At 69.4% G+C, this 15,471-nt stretch carries 12 protein-coding genes; 1 reads left to right on the plus strand and 11 read right to left on the minus strand.

Translation table 11 applies throughout. The annotated features are described in order from the left end of the window. Positions 1-96: 96 nt before the first annotated feature. From whiA to GV790_RS23135, 8 genes are all read right to left on the minus strand, one after another. Positions 97-1,080 (minus strand): DNA-binding protein WhiA, encoded by a 984-nt coding sequence (whiA, locus tag GV790_RS23100; RefSeq protein WP_163815991.1) that lies wholly within the window; start codon positions 1,078-1,080, stop codon positions 97-99. Further along, a complete protein-coding gene (locus GV790_RS23105; RefSeq protein ID WP_163815993.1) occupies positions 1,071-2,117 on the minus strand; it encodes a gluconeogenesis factor YvcK family protein in 1,047 nt (348 codons plus the stop codon). Before GV790_RS23105 ends, whiA begins: the two co-directional genes overlap by 10 nt. Then, positions 2,114-3,067: an RNase adapter RapZ gene (gene rapZ / locus GV790_RS23110; RefSeq protein WP_163815995.1), complete on the minus strand. Its 954-nt coding sequence runs from the start codon at positions 3,065-3,067 to the stop codon at positions 2,114-2,116. Before rapZ ends, GV790_RS23105 begins: the two co-directional genes overlap by 4 nt. A gap of 89 nt (positions 3,068-3,156) precedes the next feature. After that, the gene (gene uvrC / locus GV790_RS23115; protein WP_163815997.1) at positions 3,157-5,181 is read right to left on the minus strand and encodes an excinuclease ABC subunit UvrC; all 2,025 of its coding nucleotides are present in this window, start codon (positions 5,179-5,181) and stop codon (positions 3,157-3,159) included. Positions 5,182-5,283: 102 nt separating this feature from the next. Then, the gene (locus GV790_RS23120) at positions 5,284-6,402 is read right to left on the minus strand and encodes an NDMA-dependent alcohol dehydrogenase (RefSeq protein ID WP_163815999.1); all 1,119 of its coding nucleotides are present in this window, start codon (positions 6,400-6,402) and stop codon (positions 5,284-5,286) included. A gap of 29 nt (positions 6,403-6,431) precedes the next feature. Further along, on the minus strand, positions 6,432-7,940 hold the full coding sequence (locus GV790_RS23125; RefSeq protein WP_163816001.1) for an aldehyde dehydrogenase family protein: 1,509 nt from the start codon (positions 7,938-7,940) through the stop codon (positions 6,432-6,434). A gap of 84 nt (positions 7,941-8,024) precedes the next feature. Then, positions 8,025-9,689 (minus strand): sigma-54-dependent Fis family transcriptional regulator, encoded by a 1,665-nt coding sequence (locus tag GV790_RS23130; protein WP_163816003.1) that lies wholly within the window; start codon positions 9,687-9,689, stop codon positions 8,025-8,027. Positions 9,690-9,974: 285 nt separating this feature from the next. Next, the gene (locus tag GV790_RS23135; RefSeq protein WP_163816005.1) at positions 9,975-10,781 is read right to left on the minus strand and encodes an NmrA family NAD(P)-binding protein; all 807 of its coding nucleotides are present in this window, start codon (positions 10,779-10,781) and stop codon (positions 9,975-9,977) included. A gap of 186 nt (positions 10,782-10,967) precedes the next feature. On the opposite strand from GV790_RS23135, the gene GV790_RS23140 reads away from it, so the two are divergent. Beyond that, entirely contained in the window at positions 10,968-12,917 is a 1,950-nt protein-coding gene (locus GV790_RS23140; RefSeq protein ID WP_163816007.1) for a gamma-glutamyltransferase family protein, read from the plus strand. 268 nt (positions 12,918-13,185) lie between these two features. Here the strand turns inward: GV790_RS23140 and GV790_RS23145 are convergent, their stop codons facing one another. The 3 genes from GV790_RS23145 to GV790_RS23155 are packed head-to-tail and all read right to left on the minus strand — an operon-like array spanning position 13,186 to position 15,451. Next, positions 13,186-13,695 (minus strand): PH domain-containing protein, encoded by a 510-nt coding sequence (locus tag GV790_RS23145; RefSeq protein WP_178128247.1) that lies wholly within the window; start codon positions 13,693-13,695, stop codon positions 13,186-13,188. A 3-nt stretch (positions 13,696-13,698) separates the two neighbouring features. Then, a complete protein-coding gene (gene ribH, locus GV790_RS23150) occupies positions 13,699-14,178 on the minus strand; it encodes a 6,7-dimethyl-8-ribityllumazine synthase (RefSeq protein ID WP_163816009.1) in 480 nt (159 codons plus the stop codon). A 28-nt stretch (positions 14,179-14,206) separates the two neighbouring features. Next, positions 14,207-15,451, minus strand: a complete 1,245-nt coding sequence (locus GV790_RS23155) for a bifunctional 3,4-dihydroxy-2-butanone-4-phosphate synthase/GTP cyclohydrolase II (RefSeq protein ID WP_130917023.1) — start codon at positions 15,449-15,451, stop codon at positions 14,207-14,209. Positions 15,452-15,471: the final 20 nt, after the last annotated feature.

A 15,471-nucleotide genomic window follows, 5' to 3' on the forward strand; every position in this document is an offset into this window, starting at 1 on the left:
CCGTAACCCCGCGGACATGCACCTCACGATTGCGAATCCGGTGAGGTGCGGCCCGCGAACGACCGAACTCGGGCCGGTAGAACCGGCCCCGCCCGCTCAGGCTTCGTCGAGCAGTTCGGCGGTCACCGCCGATTCGGTATCGGGCACGCCGAGCTCCTTCGCGCGGCGGTCGGCCATCGACAGCAGGCGCCGGATACGTCCGGCCACAGCGTCTTTCGTCATCGGCGGATCGGCGAGCTGGCCCAGTTCCTCGAGCGAGGCCTGGCGATGCTGCACGCGAAGCTTGCCCGCCGCGGCCAGATGATCGGGTACCTCGTCACCGAGGATTTCCAGCGCCCGCTCCACCCGCGCGGCGGCGGCGACAGCGGCGCGCGCCGAGCGGCGCAGATTCGCGTCGTCGAAGTTGGCCAACCGGTTGGCGGTGGCCCGCACCTCCCGGCGCATCCGGCGTTCTTCCCAGGTCAGCCGGGTGTCCTGGGCACCCATCCTGGTCAGCAGCGCGCCGATGGCCTCGCCGTCGCGCACCACCACCCGGTCGGTGCCGCGTACCTCGCGCGCCTTGGCCGAGATGCCGAGCCTGCGTGCCGCGCCCACCAGCGCCAGCGCCGCCTCCGGCCCGGGGCAGCTGACCTCGAGCGCCGAGGAGCGCCCCGGTTCGGTGAGCGAGCCGTGCGCGAGAAACGCACCACGCCAAGCGGCTTCGGCATCGCCGACGCTGCCGCCGACCACCTGGGCCGGCAGCCCGCGCACCGGACGGCCGCGCACGTCGAGCAGGCCGGTCTGGCGGGCCAGCGCCTCGCCCTCCTTCGACACCCGCACCACGTAGCGCGAGGTCTTGCGGAGCCCGCCGGCACCGAGAACGTGCACGTCGGAGCCGTAGCCGTAGAGCTCGAAGATTTCGCGTCGTAGCCTGCGCGCGATCGAGCCCATATCCACCTCGGCCTCGACGATCACCCGCCCGCCGACGATGTGCAGCCCACCGGCGAAGCGCAGCAGGGCGGACAGTTCCGCCTTGCGCGAACTCACCTGGGACACCGCGAGCCTGCTCAGCTCGTCCTTCACTTCGGCTGTCATCGCCACGAGACGCGCTCCTTTCCACCCAACCCGGACCGCACATCCTGACCCATGTGCCGTCCCTCGACTCGAAGCCCTGACATGGTCGGCCGAGGTTCCCGGATCAAACGATCCAGTGCGGCGGCAAGCTTTCCGGGATGGTGCCGGTCTGTTCCCGCGTCGGCGACATCGGAAAAGACTACCCGCGCTCGCAACTGTTCGGCCGCTCTTGCCACATGTTCACGCTCTCTGCCCTCGGGCACGCAGCCGGAATCGACCAAGACATCGTCGACCGCGAAATCCGGTGCGTGCTGGGACAATACATGCAGATGGCGTTCGGCGGAGAATCCTGCGGTCTCGCCCGGCTCGGCGGCCAGATTCAGGACGAGCACTTTGCGTGCTCGGGTGTAGACCAGCGCGTCGTGCAGCTCGGGGACCAGCACATGCGGGATCACACTGGTGAACCAGGAACCGGGGCCGAGCACCACCACGTCGGCGTGTTCGATGGCCGAGGTGGCCTCCGGACTGGCGGGCGGGTCGGAGGGGATCAGCCGCACCCGCCGGACCTTGCCCGGGGTGGTCGCCACCGCCACCTGCCCGCGGATGCAGCGACTCACCCGTGGGTCGGCCTCCAGCCCGGATACGTCGGCCTCGATGTCGAGGGCGATCGGCGACATCGGCAGCACCCGCCCTGTCACTCCGAGCAGCGCCGCGACCTGGTCGAGTGCGGCCACCGGATCGCCGAGTACCTCGGTGAGCCCGGCCAGGATCAGGTTGCCGACCGAATGCCCGGCCAGCGCGCCGGTGCCGCCGAAGCGGTGCTGCACCGTGCGGGTCCACACCCCGTCGGCATCGGCGGCCAGCGCCGCCAGCGCCATCCGCAGGTCACCCGGCGGAGGCACGCCGAGCTCGGCGCGTAATCGGCCGGAGGAGCCGCCGTCGTCGGCGACGGTCACCACCGCACTGATGCGGGTGGTGAGCCGCCGCACCGCGGTCAGCGTCGCGTACAGACCGTGCCCGCCGCCGAGCGCGACGATGGCGGGGTTGGCATCCCATCCCGTCATTCGCGCCCCAGATCCCGGTGGACCACGCGCACCACGTCGACGACCCCGTCGGAGTCGGTGCGCAACGATTCACCCAGCGCTTCCGCGATCGCCACGCTGCGGTGCCTGCCGCCGGTGCACCCCACTGCCACCGTCATGTATCGCTTCCCCTCTTGGCGGTAACCGTTCGTGACCAGGTCGAGCAGGTGGTGGCAGGTACGCAGATAGTCGTCCGCGCCCGGACGCGTCAGCACGTACTCGCTGACCACCGACTCCTGTCCAGAATGTTCCCGCAGTTCCGGTATCCAGTGTGGATTGGGCAGAAAACGCACATCCAACACCATGTCGGCGTCCAGCGGTACCCCGTACTTGAAACCGAAGGACTGCACGGTCAGCTGCAAGGCTGCCGAGGCGCCGCCGCCGTAGGCTTCTTCTAGCTTGCGGTGCAGCTGGTGGATGGACAGCTCGGTGGTATCGATGACGACGTCCGCGGCGGCCTTGACCGCCGAGAGCCGGATCCGCTCCGCGGCGATGCCCGCCGACAGCGTGCCGTCGGCGCTCTCGCTCTGCAAGGGATGGCGGCGCCGGGCGAATCCGAACCGGCGGATCAGCACATCGTCGGAGGCTTCCAGGAACAACACCCGGGTCTTCACACCGCGCGCACGCAGCTGCTCGGTGACCACCGAGAGATCGCCGGTGAAGAACCGGCTGCGCACGTCCATGACCAGGGCCAATCGCCGGATCGGCGGATCAGCGGCGGCGCCGAGCTCGACCATGCGCCCGATCAGTTCGGGCGGCAGATTATCGGTGACATACCAGCCGAGATCCTCGAGCACCTTGGCCGCGGTACCGCGCCCCGCTCCGGACAAACCGGTCACCAGAACGACCTCTACCTGCGCACCGGCGGGCCCGCCGCGCGCTGCGGCGGGCCCGGGGGCATGGCCGCTGCTGTTCGATTCGACGCGTGTCATGTACCACCGGATCTGTTGTCTGGATGCCTCTCGATCTTGTCGCACCGAATTCGGTACCCGGTGCAGTTACACAACGTACGCGACCGGGGCTAATCTCCGCGCAAGGCGGCCAGCACCGCCTGGGCCGTGGCGACCCCGATACCGGGCACTTCGGTGATCTCCTCCACCGTTGCCTCCTTCAACTTGGCGACCGATCCGAAGTGCGTGACCAGCGCGGTTCGCCGGGCAGCGCCCAACCCGCGCACCGAATCCAGGGCCGAGGCCGTCATCCGGCGCGAGCGTTTGCTGCGATGGAAGGTGATGGCGAAGCGGTGCGCCTCGTCACGTACCCGTTGCAGCAGGTAGAGCGCCTCGCTGGTGCGGGGCATGATCACCGGGTCCGGCTCGTTGGGCACCCATACCTCTTCGAGGCGTTTGGCCAGGCCGATCACCGCGACGTCGGTGATGCCGAGTTCGTCGAGCACCTCCGCGGCCGCGGCGACCTGCGGTGCGCCGCCGTCGACGACGTAGAGGTTGGGCGGGTAGGCGAACTTGCGCGGTTTACCGGTCGCGGGATCGATCCCCGGCAGCGAGGTCGGCGCGTCGTCGATGTCCTCGGCGGGGGCGCCTTCGGGGGCGGTGGGGGTGTCGAGCTCGACCCGTTCGGCGGCGTCGCGTTCACGGCGCAGCCGGCCGAAGCGGCGCCTGGTGACCTCGGCGATGCTGCCGACGTCATCGGATCGGCCCTCACCGGCGGCTTCCTTGATGGTGTAGTGCCGGTATTCCGATTTGCGTGGCAGCCCGTCTTCGAACACCACCAGCGAGGCGACCACATCGGTGCCCTGCACATGGCTGATGTCGACGCATTCGATGCGCAGCGGCGCGGTGTCCAGATCCAGGGCGTCCTGAATGTCTTGCAGCGCGGCCGATCTGGAGGTGAGATCACCGGCGCGGCGCAGCTTGTGCTGGGCCAGGGCCTCCTGGGCGTTGCGCTGCACCGTCTCGGCCAGCGCCTTCTTGTCGCCGCGGCGCGGCACCCGCACCTGCACCGCCGAGCCCCGCAGCTGCGACAGCCACTGCTGCACCTGCTCGACATCGGCGGGCAACTCGGGCACCAGCACCTCGCGCGGCACCACGGTGGGCTGTTCCTCGGCGCCCTGGGCGGCGACGGCGGCCTGCTCACCGTAGAACTGGGTGAGGAACTGCTCCACCAGCGCGGCCATCTCGCCACCGGCCTCCGGCACGTCGACGGCGTCACCGGATTTGTCGACCACCCAGCCGCGCTGACCGCGGACCCGGCCGTCCCGCACATGGAAGATCTGCACCGCCACCTCGAGCTCGTCGGTGGCGAAGGCGATCACGTCGGCGTCGGTGCCGGTGCCGAGCACCACGGCCTGCTTCTCCAACGCCCGGCGCAGCGCTTGCACGTCGTCGCGCAGGCGGGCGGCGGTCTCGAAGTCGAGGTCGTCGGCGGCGGCGTGCATGCGTCGTTCGAGCTCGCGAACCATGCGGTCGGTGCGCCCGGCGAGGAAGTCGCAGAAATCCTCGACGATGCGGCGATGCTCCTCGGCGCTGACCCGGCCGATGCACGGCGCCGAGCATTTGTCGATGTAGCCGAGCAGGCACGGGCGCCCGATCTGGCTGTGCCGCTTGAACACTCCGTTGGAACAGGTGCGCGCGGGGAACACCCGCAGCAGCAGATCGAGGGTTTCCCTGATCGCCCAGGCGTGCGCGTAGGGCCCGAAGTAGCGGACGCCCTTCTTCCGCGCGCCGCGGTAGACGAACAGCCGCGGGTACTCCTCGTTCAGGGTGACCGCGAGCACCGGATACGACTTGTCGTCGCGGTAGCGGACGTTGAAGCGCGGATCGAACTCCTTGATCCAGTTGTATTCCAGCTGCAACGCCTCGACCTCGGTGGACACCACCGTCCACTCGACGCTCGCCGCGGTGGTGACCATCTGCCGGGTGCGCGGATGCAGTGAGGCCACGTCGGCGAAGTAGGAGTTCAACCGGGAGCGCAGGCTCTTGGCCTTGCCGACGTAGATGACGCGCCCGTAGGAATCCCGGAACTTGTACACACCGGGTTCGACGGGAATCGTGCCCGGCTTCGGCCGGTACGTCGCGGGATCTGCCACCTACCCAGCCTATCGACGCCCTCCGACAAACTCCGCCGTGGGAGCCCCGCTCAGGCTCGCTGCCGGACGCACCATCGGTGTCGCCCGGCAGCGAGCGCGATCTCAGCCGGCGCTGCCGTGGATCAGCACGCCACGAATGTTCTTCCCGTCGCGCAGGTCCTGATATCCCTGGTTGATGTCCTCGAGCCGGTACCGGGTGGTGACCAGATCATCGAGGTTCAGCTGACCGGCGTCGTAGAGGCGCAGCATGCGCACGATGTCGTACTGCGGGTTGGCCGAGCCGAACAGCGTGCCCTTGATCGTTTTCTCGTTCAGGGTCAGCATCGCACCCGAGACGTGGACGGTCAGCTTCGCCGGATCGGCGAGTCCGGTGACGACCACCGTCCCGCCCTTGCCGACGATCTCGAACGCCGCCGACACCACCTCTTCGGTGACCGTTCCCACCGTGATGATGGCCTGATCCGCGCCCTGCCCCCAGGACAGCTCGTTCACGGTGGTGGCGGCCTCCTCGGCGGTGGCGAACGCGTGGGTGGCGCCCATCTTCAGCGCGGTCTCGCGCTTGAACTGCACCGGATCGACGGCGACGACATACTTGGCACCGCTGTGCACCGCACCCTGGACCGCATTGATGCCGAGCCCGCCGATGCCGTACACGACGGTGATGTCACCCACCCGGACATTGCCCGCGTAGGTGGCGCTACCCCACCCCGATGGCACGCCGCAACCGACCAGGACAGCGGTCTCCAGCGGCAACCAGTTGTCCACCTTGACCACCGAGTGCTCGGAGATGGTTGCCCGTTCGGCGAACGTGCCGAGCATGCACATGGCGCCGAAATCCATTCCGTTGCCATGGAATCGGAAGGTCCCGTCGGGCATACAGCCATCGAGGATGGTGGCGCCCATATCGCAGAGGTTCTGCCTGCCGGTGGAGCAGTAGCGGCAGTGCCCGCAGTTCGGGATGAAGCTGCACACCACGTGGTCACCCGGTTGCACCTTGGTGACGCCGGGTCCCACTTCCTCGATGACGCCCGCGCCCTCGTGGCCACCCACGATGGGATAGCGCGGCGGCAGATCGCCATCGGTGAGATGCAGATCGGAGTGGCAGAGCCCGGCGGCGGTGTAGCGGATGAGGACCTCGCCGGGGCCGGGCCCGTCCAGATCGAGTTCCATGATCTCGAAGGGCTTGCCCGCGTCGATGAGCACGGCTGCGGTGGTTTTCACGGCATTCTCCTGACGGTAGACGGTCGCGCTCAGAGGGCGACGTTGACGGATTTGGTCTGCAGGTACAGGTCCATGGCGGCGGCGCCGAGCTCACGACCCCAACCGGACTGCTTGTAGCCGCCGAAGGGCATCGCGGTGTCGAAACCGTTGTATTGGTTGACCCACACCGACCCGGCCTTCAGCAGGCGCGCGGTGCGGTGCGCCTTGGCGACGTCGCGGGTCCACACGCCGGCGGCGAGCCCGTAGGGCGAATCGTTGGCTGCGGTGACCGCCGCGCCGATCCCGTCGTCGGCGTTGAAGGGCAGCGCCGCGACGACCGGGCCGAAGATCTCCTCGCGCACGATGCTGAATTCGGGCCGCACATCGACGAAGACGGTCGGCTCCACGAAGTACCCGGTCTCGCCCCACCGTTTGCCGCCGGTGAGGGCGCGGGCGCCGTCGGCGAGTCCGGCTTGCAGATAGCCGGTCACGCGGTCGAACTGCTCCTGCGAGACGAGCGGGCCGAGTTCGGTCGCCGGATCCAGGCCGGGACCGATCTTCACGGCAGCGGCGGCATCGGCGACGGCCTGGGTGAAGTCGTCGAAGATCTTGTCCTCCACGAACAACCGCGTTCCCGCCACACAGCACTGGCCGTGGTTGAACAGCCACGCGTTCAGCGATCCGGTGACCGCCGCGTCGAAATCGGCGTCGGCGAACACCACGTTGGCGCTCTTGCCGCCGAGTTCGAGCGACACCTTCTTGAGGTTGCCGCGGGCCGCGTCGACGACGAGCTTGCCGACCTCGGTGGAGCCGGTGAAGGCGATCTTGTCGACACCGTCGTGGGCGGACAGGGCGGCGCCGGCGTCACCGAAGCCGGTCACGATGTTCACCACGCCGGGCGGGAAGCCGGCCTCTTGGAATACCTCGCCGAGCAGCAGCGCGGTCAGCGGGGTCTGTTCGGCGGGCTTGAGCACCACGGTGTTTCCGGCCGCGAGGGCGGGCGCGAGCTTCCACGACGCCATCAGCAGCGGGAAGTTCCACGGCACGATCAGGCCGCAGACACCGACCGGTTCGCGCAGCGTGTACGCGTGGAACCGGGCGCCGGGCGCGAACGGCATCGAGACGTCGACCGTCGAGCCCTCGATCTTGGTGGCCCAACCGGCGTAGTAACGGAACACGTCGGCCGCCCACGCGGTGTCCACCGCGGTGGCGATGCCCGCCGATTTGCCGTTGTCGAGGGCCTCCAGCTCGCCGAACTCGGCGGCGCGCTCGGACAGGATGTCGCCGACGCGCCAGAGCAGCCGTTCGCGCTCGTTCGGCTTCATCCACTGCCACGGGCCGTCGTCGAAGGCCTGCCGCGCCGCGCGGACCGCGCGATCGACGTCCTCGGCGCCGCCGTGGGCCACCTCGGCGAGGGTGGCGCCGGTGGCGGGATCCTCGGTGGCGAAGGTGCGCCCGGACGCCGCGTCGACCCATTCACCACCGATGAGCAGCCGTTTGGGACGGTCGAGAAAACTGCGAACCTGCGTCCGGATCGGGAACTCGGACACCGCTGTCATGCGTACCTCCAGGGAAATCGGTCTGTGACACAGGCCATATTCCGATGGATCGGTGCGCGCTAACTGTTCAATGTCTGGACACCGTCAGCGGTCGATATCGAGGGTCCGCATCCGCGCGTACAGGGTGGTCCGGCTCATCCCGAGCCTGCGCGCGGCGTGCACTTTGTTCCCACCGCTGTCGGCCAGGGCGGCGATGATGATGCGGCGTTCGGCCAGTTCACGTTCGGACAGCCGGGCCACCCGCGGCGAGATCCGATAGGGCGCTGGAAGATCGGAGAGATCGATGCGGTCGCCGCGGGCGCTGCTCGCCGCCTGGACCAGCACCGAGTGCAGCTCGGTGAGGTTCCCGGGCCACTGCCCGGCTCGTAACGCGCCCAGCGCCCGGGCGGTGAGCCGCAGTCCGGGACGGATGCCCGCCAGCATCTGCGCCGCGATCTCGGCGATATCGGCGCGCCGCTCCCGCAGGGGCGCCAGCTGCACCCGATGCGGGCAGGCAGCCAGCAACGCCGACAACTCGGCGGTGGGTGCGCTGCCGGATCCGCTCGACAGCACCACGCGAGGTGAGCGGGTGGTCCGGACGAGCTGGGCCACGGCGTGCACCGCTTCGGGCGCGAGCCGATCGACGTCGTCGATCGCCAGGAACGCCGGCGGGCGCTCGCGCTCACACACCGCCCGCAGCCAGGCCTCGGCGTCCCGCACAGGGAGATCGGCGGCGTCGACCCGGACGGCCTCGGCCCCTGCGACCAACTCGGCGATGACGGTGCTGCGACCGGTACCCGGCTCCCCCGCCACCATCACCGCACCCTCGCCCGCCGCCACCGCACGCAGCCGGTCCCGAAGGCGATCGGCGGCGCCCGTGCGGGTGCGCGGGACCGGCAGCCGCGCCTCCGACCGCACCACGAACAACGCGCCGCCATCGGTACCGGGGATGGCGTCGGCCTGCACGACCGCCCGCTCCCCCGAGGACAGTTCGAGGCTTATCCGCCGCTGGCCGCCCGGACGCAGGTCCAGCGCGAGCTCCCGCAGCGTGTGATGGTCGGCCTGATCGAACAGGTCCATCGCGGCCGGATTGGCCAGCACCACGTCACCGCCGATCGCGGCGACGGCGACATCGCGGTGCGCGGGCGCCCGCTGGAATGCCTCGATCAGTCGCTGCTGGGCGGCACGGCGCCCGGCGAGCAACCGCGCTTCGATATCGGCCACCGCCCGTGCCACCAGCGGCGCAAACAGCGGGTTGGCCTCGGCGCCGCGCGCGCTCAGATCGAGCACCCCTTCCACGCGGCGGGTGACCGGGTGAATGATCGGCTGGCCGTAGCAGCTCATATCCTTGAACCGCTCGAGATAGTGCTCGCAACCGTTGATGACGATGGGTCGTTTCAGCTCGAGCGGTGTGCCGAGCGCGTTGGTGCCCGCACGGTCCTCACCGAGCAGTGACCCCACCACCACGCCGGCCCGGTCGAACCAGCGGGCGGTGGCGGCGCCGTCGAACACGCGCGAGACGATGCGCCCGTCCCCGTCGGCGAGCAGGACCGCGAGTCCGGTCCCGGACAGCTGCGTGGCCAGTTCGTCGAGGATCGGCCGCGCCGCGTGCAGCAGCCGGCCCGCGCTGTCGACCTCGGCATCCGGATCGCTGTCCAGGCCCGCGCCCGGATCGACTCCGCACAGCCGCGACCGCTGCCACGACAGCGCGATATCCGGGCGCGGCCCGCGTGCCGGCGAGCCCTGTCCGAGCGTTTCCACCTGCGACATCTCGTTCCTCCGGAGGAGCAGGCGAATGGGTCACCGAGCCCGATCCGTGGCCTGCGCCGGAGGGGAACGGCCGGAGCCCGACCTCGCCTATCCGATACACCTCGGCCGCGGGTGCACCGGGTTCCGCTCGGGGTCGAGCGGAGCCGGCTCCGCTCGAGTCCGAGCAGTGCGGTGCGCGGCCGTCGAACCCGGACGTCTCCGGGTTCTCCAGATGGTAGCCAGGCCCGTGCCGTGCCGGGCCGGAATCCGCAGGCGGCGCAGGCCCGGGCCGAGTCCGTTCGTCTGTCAGAAACGGTCCTTGTGCTCGATGAGCCATTCCTCGAAGGTGCGCGACGGACGCCCGAGGACCTGGTCGAGGACGCCGTTCGGGGTGCGGGCCGACTCCGGCGGGTCGGCATGCCAGCCGACCACATATTCGGCGTCGGCCAGCGAGACGCCGGTGGCGGTCAGCCGGTCGATGGCCTGTTGCCTGGTCAGCTGCTCGAAGGTGATCTCCCGGCCGATCGTCTCGGCCAGCATGGCGACCCGCTGACGCACGGTCAGCGCTCGGGGCCCGGACAGGGTGTAGGCCCGGCCGGCGTGTCCGTCCTCGGTCAGGGCCATCGCCGCCACCGCACCGAGGTCGGCCTCGTGCACGACAGCGCTCGGCACGTCGAACGGCTCCCGCACCACGCCGGCCTCGCGAATCGAGTCGGCCCAGGCGAGGGTGTTGGACATGAATTCCTGAGGTTCCAGCCGGGTCCATGCGACGCCCGATTCCGCGACCGCGGTTTCGGCGGGGCCGACATACCCGCCCCACAGGATCGTGATCCGCTCGACGCCTGCCGCCACCGCACGGCGCACCAGCTCAGGGCCGGTCTCCGCGACCCTTGAGGTGACCGTGATGTGCAAGCCCGTTACCCCGGTCAACACCGCATCCAGCGTGTCCGGCTCGGTGTGGCTGCCCGCAACCACGTCCGCACCCGTGGGCAGCAGTGCCGCGGCACGCTCGGGATCTCGCGTGAGCGCCCGCACGTTGTGGCCGCGGCGCAGCAGCTCCGCCACCACGTGCCGTCCGGTGTTTCCCGTTGCGCCCGTTACCAATATCGACATTGTTGAACTCCCTTCCGCGCACGACGCTATGAGCTCAACCTGTGTTGAGGTCAACGTCCGGCGTTCAGTCGCAGGTCAAACGTCCGGTGGAAGTGGCGTCGGCGCCCAGTGGGGCTGGATCGCCCAATCTGAACCGCTGGGAATGATCGCGGCGTGTTTGTCGGCGGCAGCGGTTAAGGTCCGTGCATGACGCGTGCGCGACAGATTCGGACGGGAGCGGCCGTGGTTGCGGCGCTCGTGATTTCGCTGGCGGCCGGGTGTTCGGAGGAAACCGAGGACACGGCGGCCTGCACGACAACACCCAACGGGACTCCCCTCACCGCCGCCCCCGCCACCACGGGCGGTGCGACCACGACGCAGAACCTGAGCACCAATCCAGAGATCGCGTCCGGCTATCGCAGCGATATGACACCGGTACGCACCGCCACCTACGCGGTGTCGACGGCGAATCCGCTGGCCACCCAGGCCGCCTGCGAGGTGTTGCGCGACGGCGGAACCGCCGCCGACGCGCTGATCACCGCACAGACGGTGCTCGGACTGGTCGAACCGCAGGCCTCCGGTATCGGCGGCGGTGCTTTCCTGGTTTATTACGACGCCGCGAGCAGATCCGTGGAAGCCTACGACGGCCGGGAGACCGCGCCCGCCGCCGCGACCGAGAACTATCTGCGCTGGATCAGCGACACCGACCGCACCGAACCGAAACCGGATGCCCGCGCCAGCGGCCGCTCCATCGGCGTTCCCGGCGTGCTGCGCATGCTCGAACTCACCCATCGCGAACACGGCAAGACGCCGTGGGCCGACCTGTTCGACCCGGCGGTCTCGCTGGCCGACCGTGGTTTCGAGATCAGCCCGCGGCTGGCGGGCCAAATCGCCGAATCAGCACCGAATCTCGCGGTGGACGAGGCCGCGAAGGCCTACTTCCTCAACCCCGACGGCACCCCCAAACCGGCCGGTGAGGTGCTCACCAACCCGGCGATGTCGAAGACCTTGAACGCGATCGCCACCGACGGCGCCGACGCCTTCTACACCGGAGCCATCGCCGACGATGTGGTGGCAGCCGCCACCTCGGGTTCCGGTGGCCGGACCCCGAGCCTGATCACCGCCGCGGATCTGGCGAACTATCAGCCGAAGAAGCGCACGGCGCTGTGCACCGACTACCGCGAACACGAGATCTGCGGCATGCCCGCGCCGTCGTCGGGCGGGATCACCGTCGCCGCCACCCTTGGCATCCTGTCGAATTTCGACCTGGCCGCGATGGGCCCGGACAATGTCGACCGCAACGGCGGTAAGCCGAAGGCCGAAGCGGTGCATCTGATCTCCGAAGCCGAGCGGCTCGCCTACGCCGACCGCGACAAGTACGTCGCCGATACCGATTTCGTGCCGCTGCCGGGCAATTCGCCCGAGACCCTGGTGAACCCCGAATACCTGAAGGGCAGGGCCGCGCTGATCGATCCCGGCCGCAGCATGGGCACCGCGCAACCCGGCGATTTCGGCCCGGTACCGGTCGGCGTCGGTCCGCAGCCGCCCGAACACGGCACCAGCCAGATCTCCATCGTCGACTCCTACGGCAATGCCGCCGCCATGACCACCACCGTCGAATCGGCCTTCGGTTCGTTCCACATGGTCGACGGATTCATCCTCAACAACCAGCTCACCGACTTCTCCGCAGAACCCGTCGGCGAGGACGGGATGCCGCTGGCCAACCGGGTCGAGCCCGGCAAGCGCCCGCGCAGTTCGATGAGCCCGACGCTGGTCTTCGCCGACGCGGCCGACGGTTCGCGCGGCGAGCTCACCCATGTCGCCGGATCGCCCGGCGGGTCGGTGATCATCCAGTTCGTGGTGAAAACGCTGATCGGCATGCTGGATTGGGGTCTGGACCCGCAGCAGGCGATTTCGGCGGTGTCGTTCGGCGCCGCCAACACCCCGGTCACCGGGGTCGGCGGTGAACATCCGGCCATCGATGCCAGCGACGACGGCGCGCACGATCCGCTGGTCGTGCGCCTGCGCGAACTCGGGCATCAGGTGTCGGTGGCGCCGCAGACGAGCGGACTGAGTGTGGTGCGCCGCGACGGCGACGGCTGGATCGGCGGCGCGGACCCGCGCCGGGAAGGTGAAGTGCTCGGCGATACGCGCTGACCGGGCCCGGATACCGCGCCGATCGCCGCTGATCTTCGCACCCGGCGATCGGCGCAACGGTCCATGCCGACCCCGCTCGTCCGTCTGACCTGCCGGCCCGCGGTCGTGCGGCCCGGCCGGCCGCGGCATCGTCGCGCACCCGGCGAGTTCCGCGCCGATACAACGCGCCGGCCGCACTTCGGTCGTGTCGCTCTTCGAGGTCGTGGCGCGGGCCTATCCACCCGCCCCGGCGGGACCGGCTGAGCAGGCTCCGACCGCGGGCGCTCGATCAGTCGCCGGAACCGCTGTACTTCGCGCCCAGTTCACGCAGCCGTTCGAGCGCGTCGGCGGCGTATTCCTTGTCGTTGGAGCGGATGGCCAACATCGGAACGTAATCGTCGTCGACCAGTTCCAGCCGTGCCCAGGACTTACGGTCCGGGAACGAGACACCGCGAATGTACTTCCACGGAAACTCGTTGTCGCCGAGGACATTGCGGACCACCACGCCCTTGGGTCCGACCCGCACCCGCGGTCGCGTCAGCAGCAGCACCGCGCACGCGCCGAGCACACCGATCCCCGCCATGGCGAACTGATCGAGCACCCGGAAATGCACGCCGGTCGAGCCGACCCGCAGGAAGACCCCGGCGGCGGTGAACGCGATCACCAGCAGCACCGCGACGATGATCGCGGTGCGCCGTGCCCGGCGCGGGCGCACCTCGAGATCCCAGACCGGCCGCTCGGTGGCCGAGCCGGCCGGGGCCGGGCCCGCGTTCCTACGCCAGATCCGAACGACGGGCATCGGCTAGTTCGACCCGCGCAGCGAACGCAGGGTCAGCGCGGCATCCAGAGCGGCGGCGCAGGCCTGCTCACCTTTGTCCTCCGCGGAGCCGGGTAGACCGGCCCGATCCAGCGCCTGCTTCTCGTTGTTGGTGGTGAGCACACCGTTGGCGACCGGGGTGCTCTCGTCGAGCGAGACCCGGGTCAGGCCGGCCGTGACCGCGTCACAGACGTACTCGAAATGCGGTGTGTCGCCGCGGATCACCACACCGAGCGCGACCACGGCGTCATGGGTACGGGCCAGTTCTTGGGCCACCACCGGCAGTTCCATCGCACCGGCGCAGCGCACCACCGTCACCGCGCGCACTCCGGCCTCCTTGGCCACGCGTTCGGCATTGGCGACCAGGGTGTCGCAGATCTGGGTGTGCCAGCGCGAGGCGACGATGCCGAGCTTCAGCTCCTTGGCATCCTCGAGCGCGAAAGTGGGTACGCCGGTACCGCTCATCGGTTCTCGCCTTTCCGTCCGGCCGGATTCACTGCGCGGTCTCTCCCAGATCCAAGTCGTCGAGCCCGATCAGGTCGTGCCCCATGCGGTCGCGCTTGGTGCGCAGGTACCGCAGGTTCTCGGCATTGGCGCGCACCGGCATCGGCACCCGCTCGGTGATCCGCAGGCCATAACCGTCCAGACCGACGCGCTTGGCCGGATTGTTGGTCAGCAACCGCATCGAACGGATACCGAGATCGACCAGGATCTGGGCGCCGGTGCCGTAATCGCGGGCGTCGGCGGGCAGGCCGAGCTCGATATTCGCATCGACGGTGTCATGGCCGGAATCCTGGAGCTGGTAGGCCTGCAACTTGTGCATCAGGCCGATGCCACGGCCTTCGTGCCCGCGCATGTAGAGCACCACGCCCCGGCCCTCGGCGGCCACCATCTCCAGCGCGGCGTCCAGCTGCGGGCCGCAATCACAGCGCAGCGAACCGAACACATCGCCGGTCAGGCATTCCGAATGCACGCGGACCAGCACGTCGTCACCGTCGAGGATGTCGCCGCGCACCAGCGCCACATGCTCGACCTCGTCATAGATGCTCTGGTAACCGACGGCGGTGAACTCGCCGTGCACGGTCGGAATGCGGGCTTCCGCGACGCGCACCACATGCTTTTCGTGCTTGCGCCGCCAGGCGATCATGTCGGCGATCGAGATCAGCGCCAGTTCGTGCTCGTCGGCGAAGACGCGCAGCTCCTCGGTGCGGGCCATGTGCCCGTCGTCCTTCTGGCTGACGATCTCGCAGATCACACCCGCCGGACGCAGTCCAGCCATCCGCGCCAGATCGACCGCGGCCTCGGTGTGGCCGGGCCTGCGCAGCACGCCGCCATCCTTGGCGCGCAGCGGCACCACGTGGCCGGGCCGGGTGAAATCGTCGGCCTTGGCGTCGGCGTCGGCGAGCAGCCGGATGGTGGTGGCGCGGTCGGCGCCGGAGATGCCGGTACTGACGCCTTCCTTGGCATCGACCGACACCGTGTAGGCGGTGCCGTGCTTGTCCTGGTTCAGCGCGTACATCGGCGGCAGGCCGAGGCGATCGCAGTCCTCACCGGTGAGGGGCACACAGATATAGCCCGACGTGTAGCGGATCATGAACGCCATCAGCTCCGGGGTGGCCTTCTCGGCCGCGAAGATGAGGTCGCCCTCGTTCTCCCGGTCCTCGTCGTCGACGACGACAACCGCCTTACCGGCGGCGATATCGGCGACTGCGCGCTCGATGCTGTCGAACCTGGTCACGTCTGTTGTGCTCCATCTCG

Source organism: Nocardia cyriacigeorgica, assembly GCF_010858045.1.
Taxonomy (GTDB): Bacteria; Actinomycetota; Actinomycetes; order Mycobacteriales; family Mycobacteriaceae; genus Nocardia; species Nocardia cyriacigeorgica_E.

Bases quoted from the DNA above. Each gene is read 5' to 3' on its own strand.
- GV790_RS23105 (WP_163815993.1), bottom strand. From the start codon at position 2,117: ATGACGGGATGGGATGCCAACCCCGCCATCGTCGCGCTCGGCGGCGGG.
- GV790_RS23135 (WP_163816005.1), bottom strand. From the start codon at position 10,781: ATGTCGATATTGGTAACGGGCGCAACGGGAAACACCGGACGGCACGTG.
- ribH (WP_163816009.1), bottom strand. From the start codon at position 14,178: ATGAGCGGTACCGGCGTACCCACTTTCGCGCTCGAGGATGCCAAGGAG.
- GV790_RS23125 (WP_163816001.1), bottom strand. From the start codon at position 7,940: ATGACAGCGGTGTCCGAGTTCCCGATCCGGACGCAGGTTCGCAGTTTT.
- GV790_RS23145 (WP_178128247.1), bottom strand. From the start codon at position 13,695: ATGCCCGTCGTTCGGATCTGGCGTAGGAACGCGGGCCCGGCCCCGGCC.
- GV790_RS23130 (WP_163816003.1), bottom strand. From the start codon at position 9,689: ATGTCGCAGGTGGAAACGCTCGGACAGGGCTCGCCGGCACGCGGGCCG.
- rapZ (WP_163815995.1), bottom strand. From the start codon at position 3,067: ATGACACGCGTCGAATCGAACAGCAGCGGCCATGCCCCCGGGCCCGCC.
- GV790_RS23140 (WP_163816007.1), top strand. From the start codon at position 10,968: ATGACGCGTGCGCGACAGATTCGGACGGGAGCGGCCGTGGTTGCGGCG.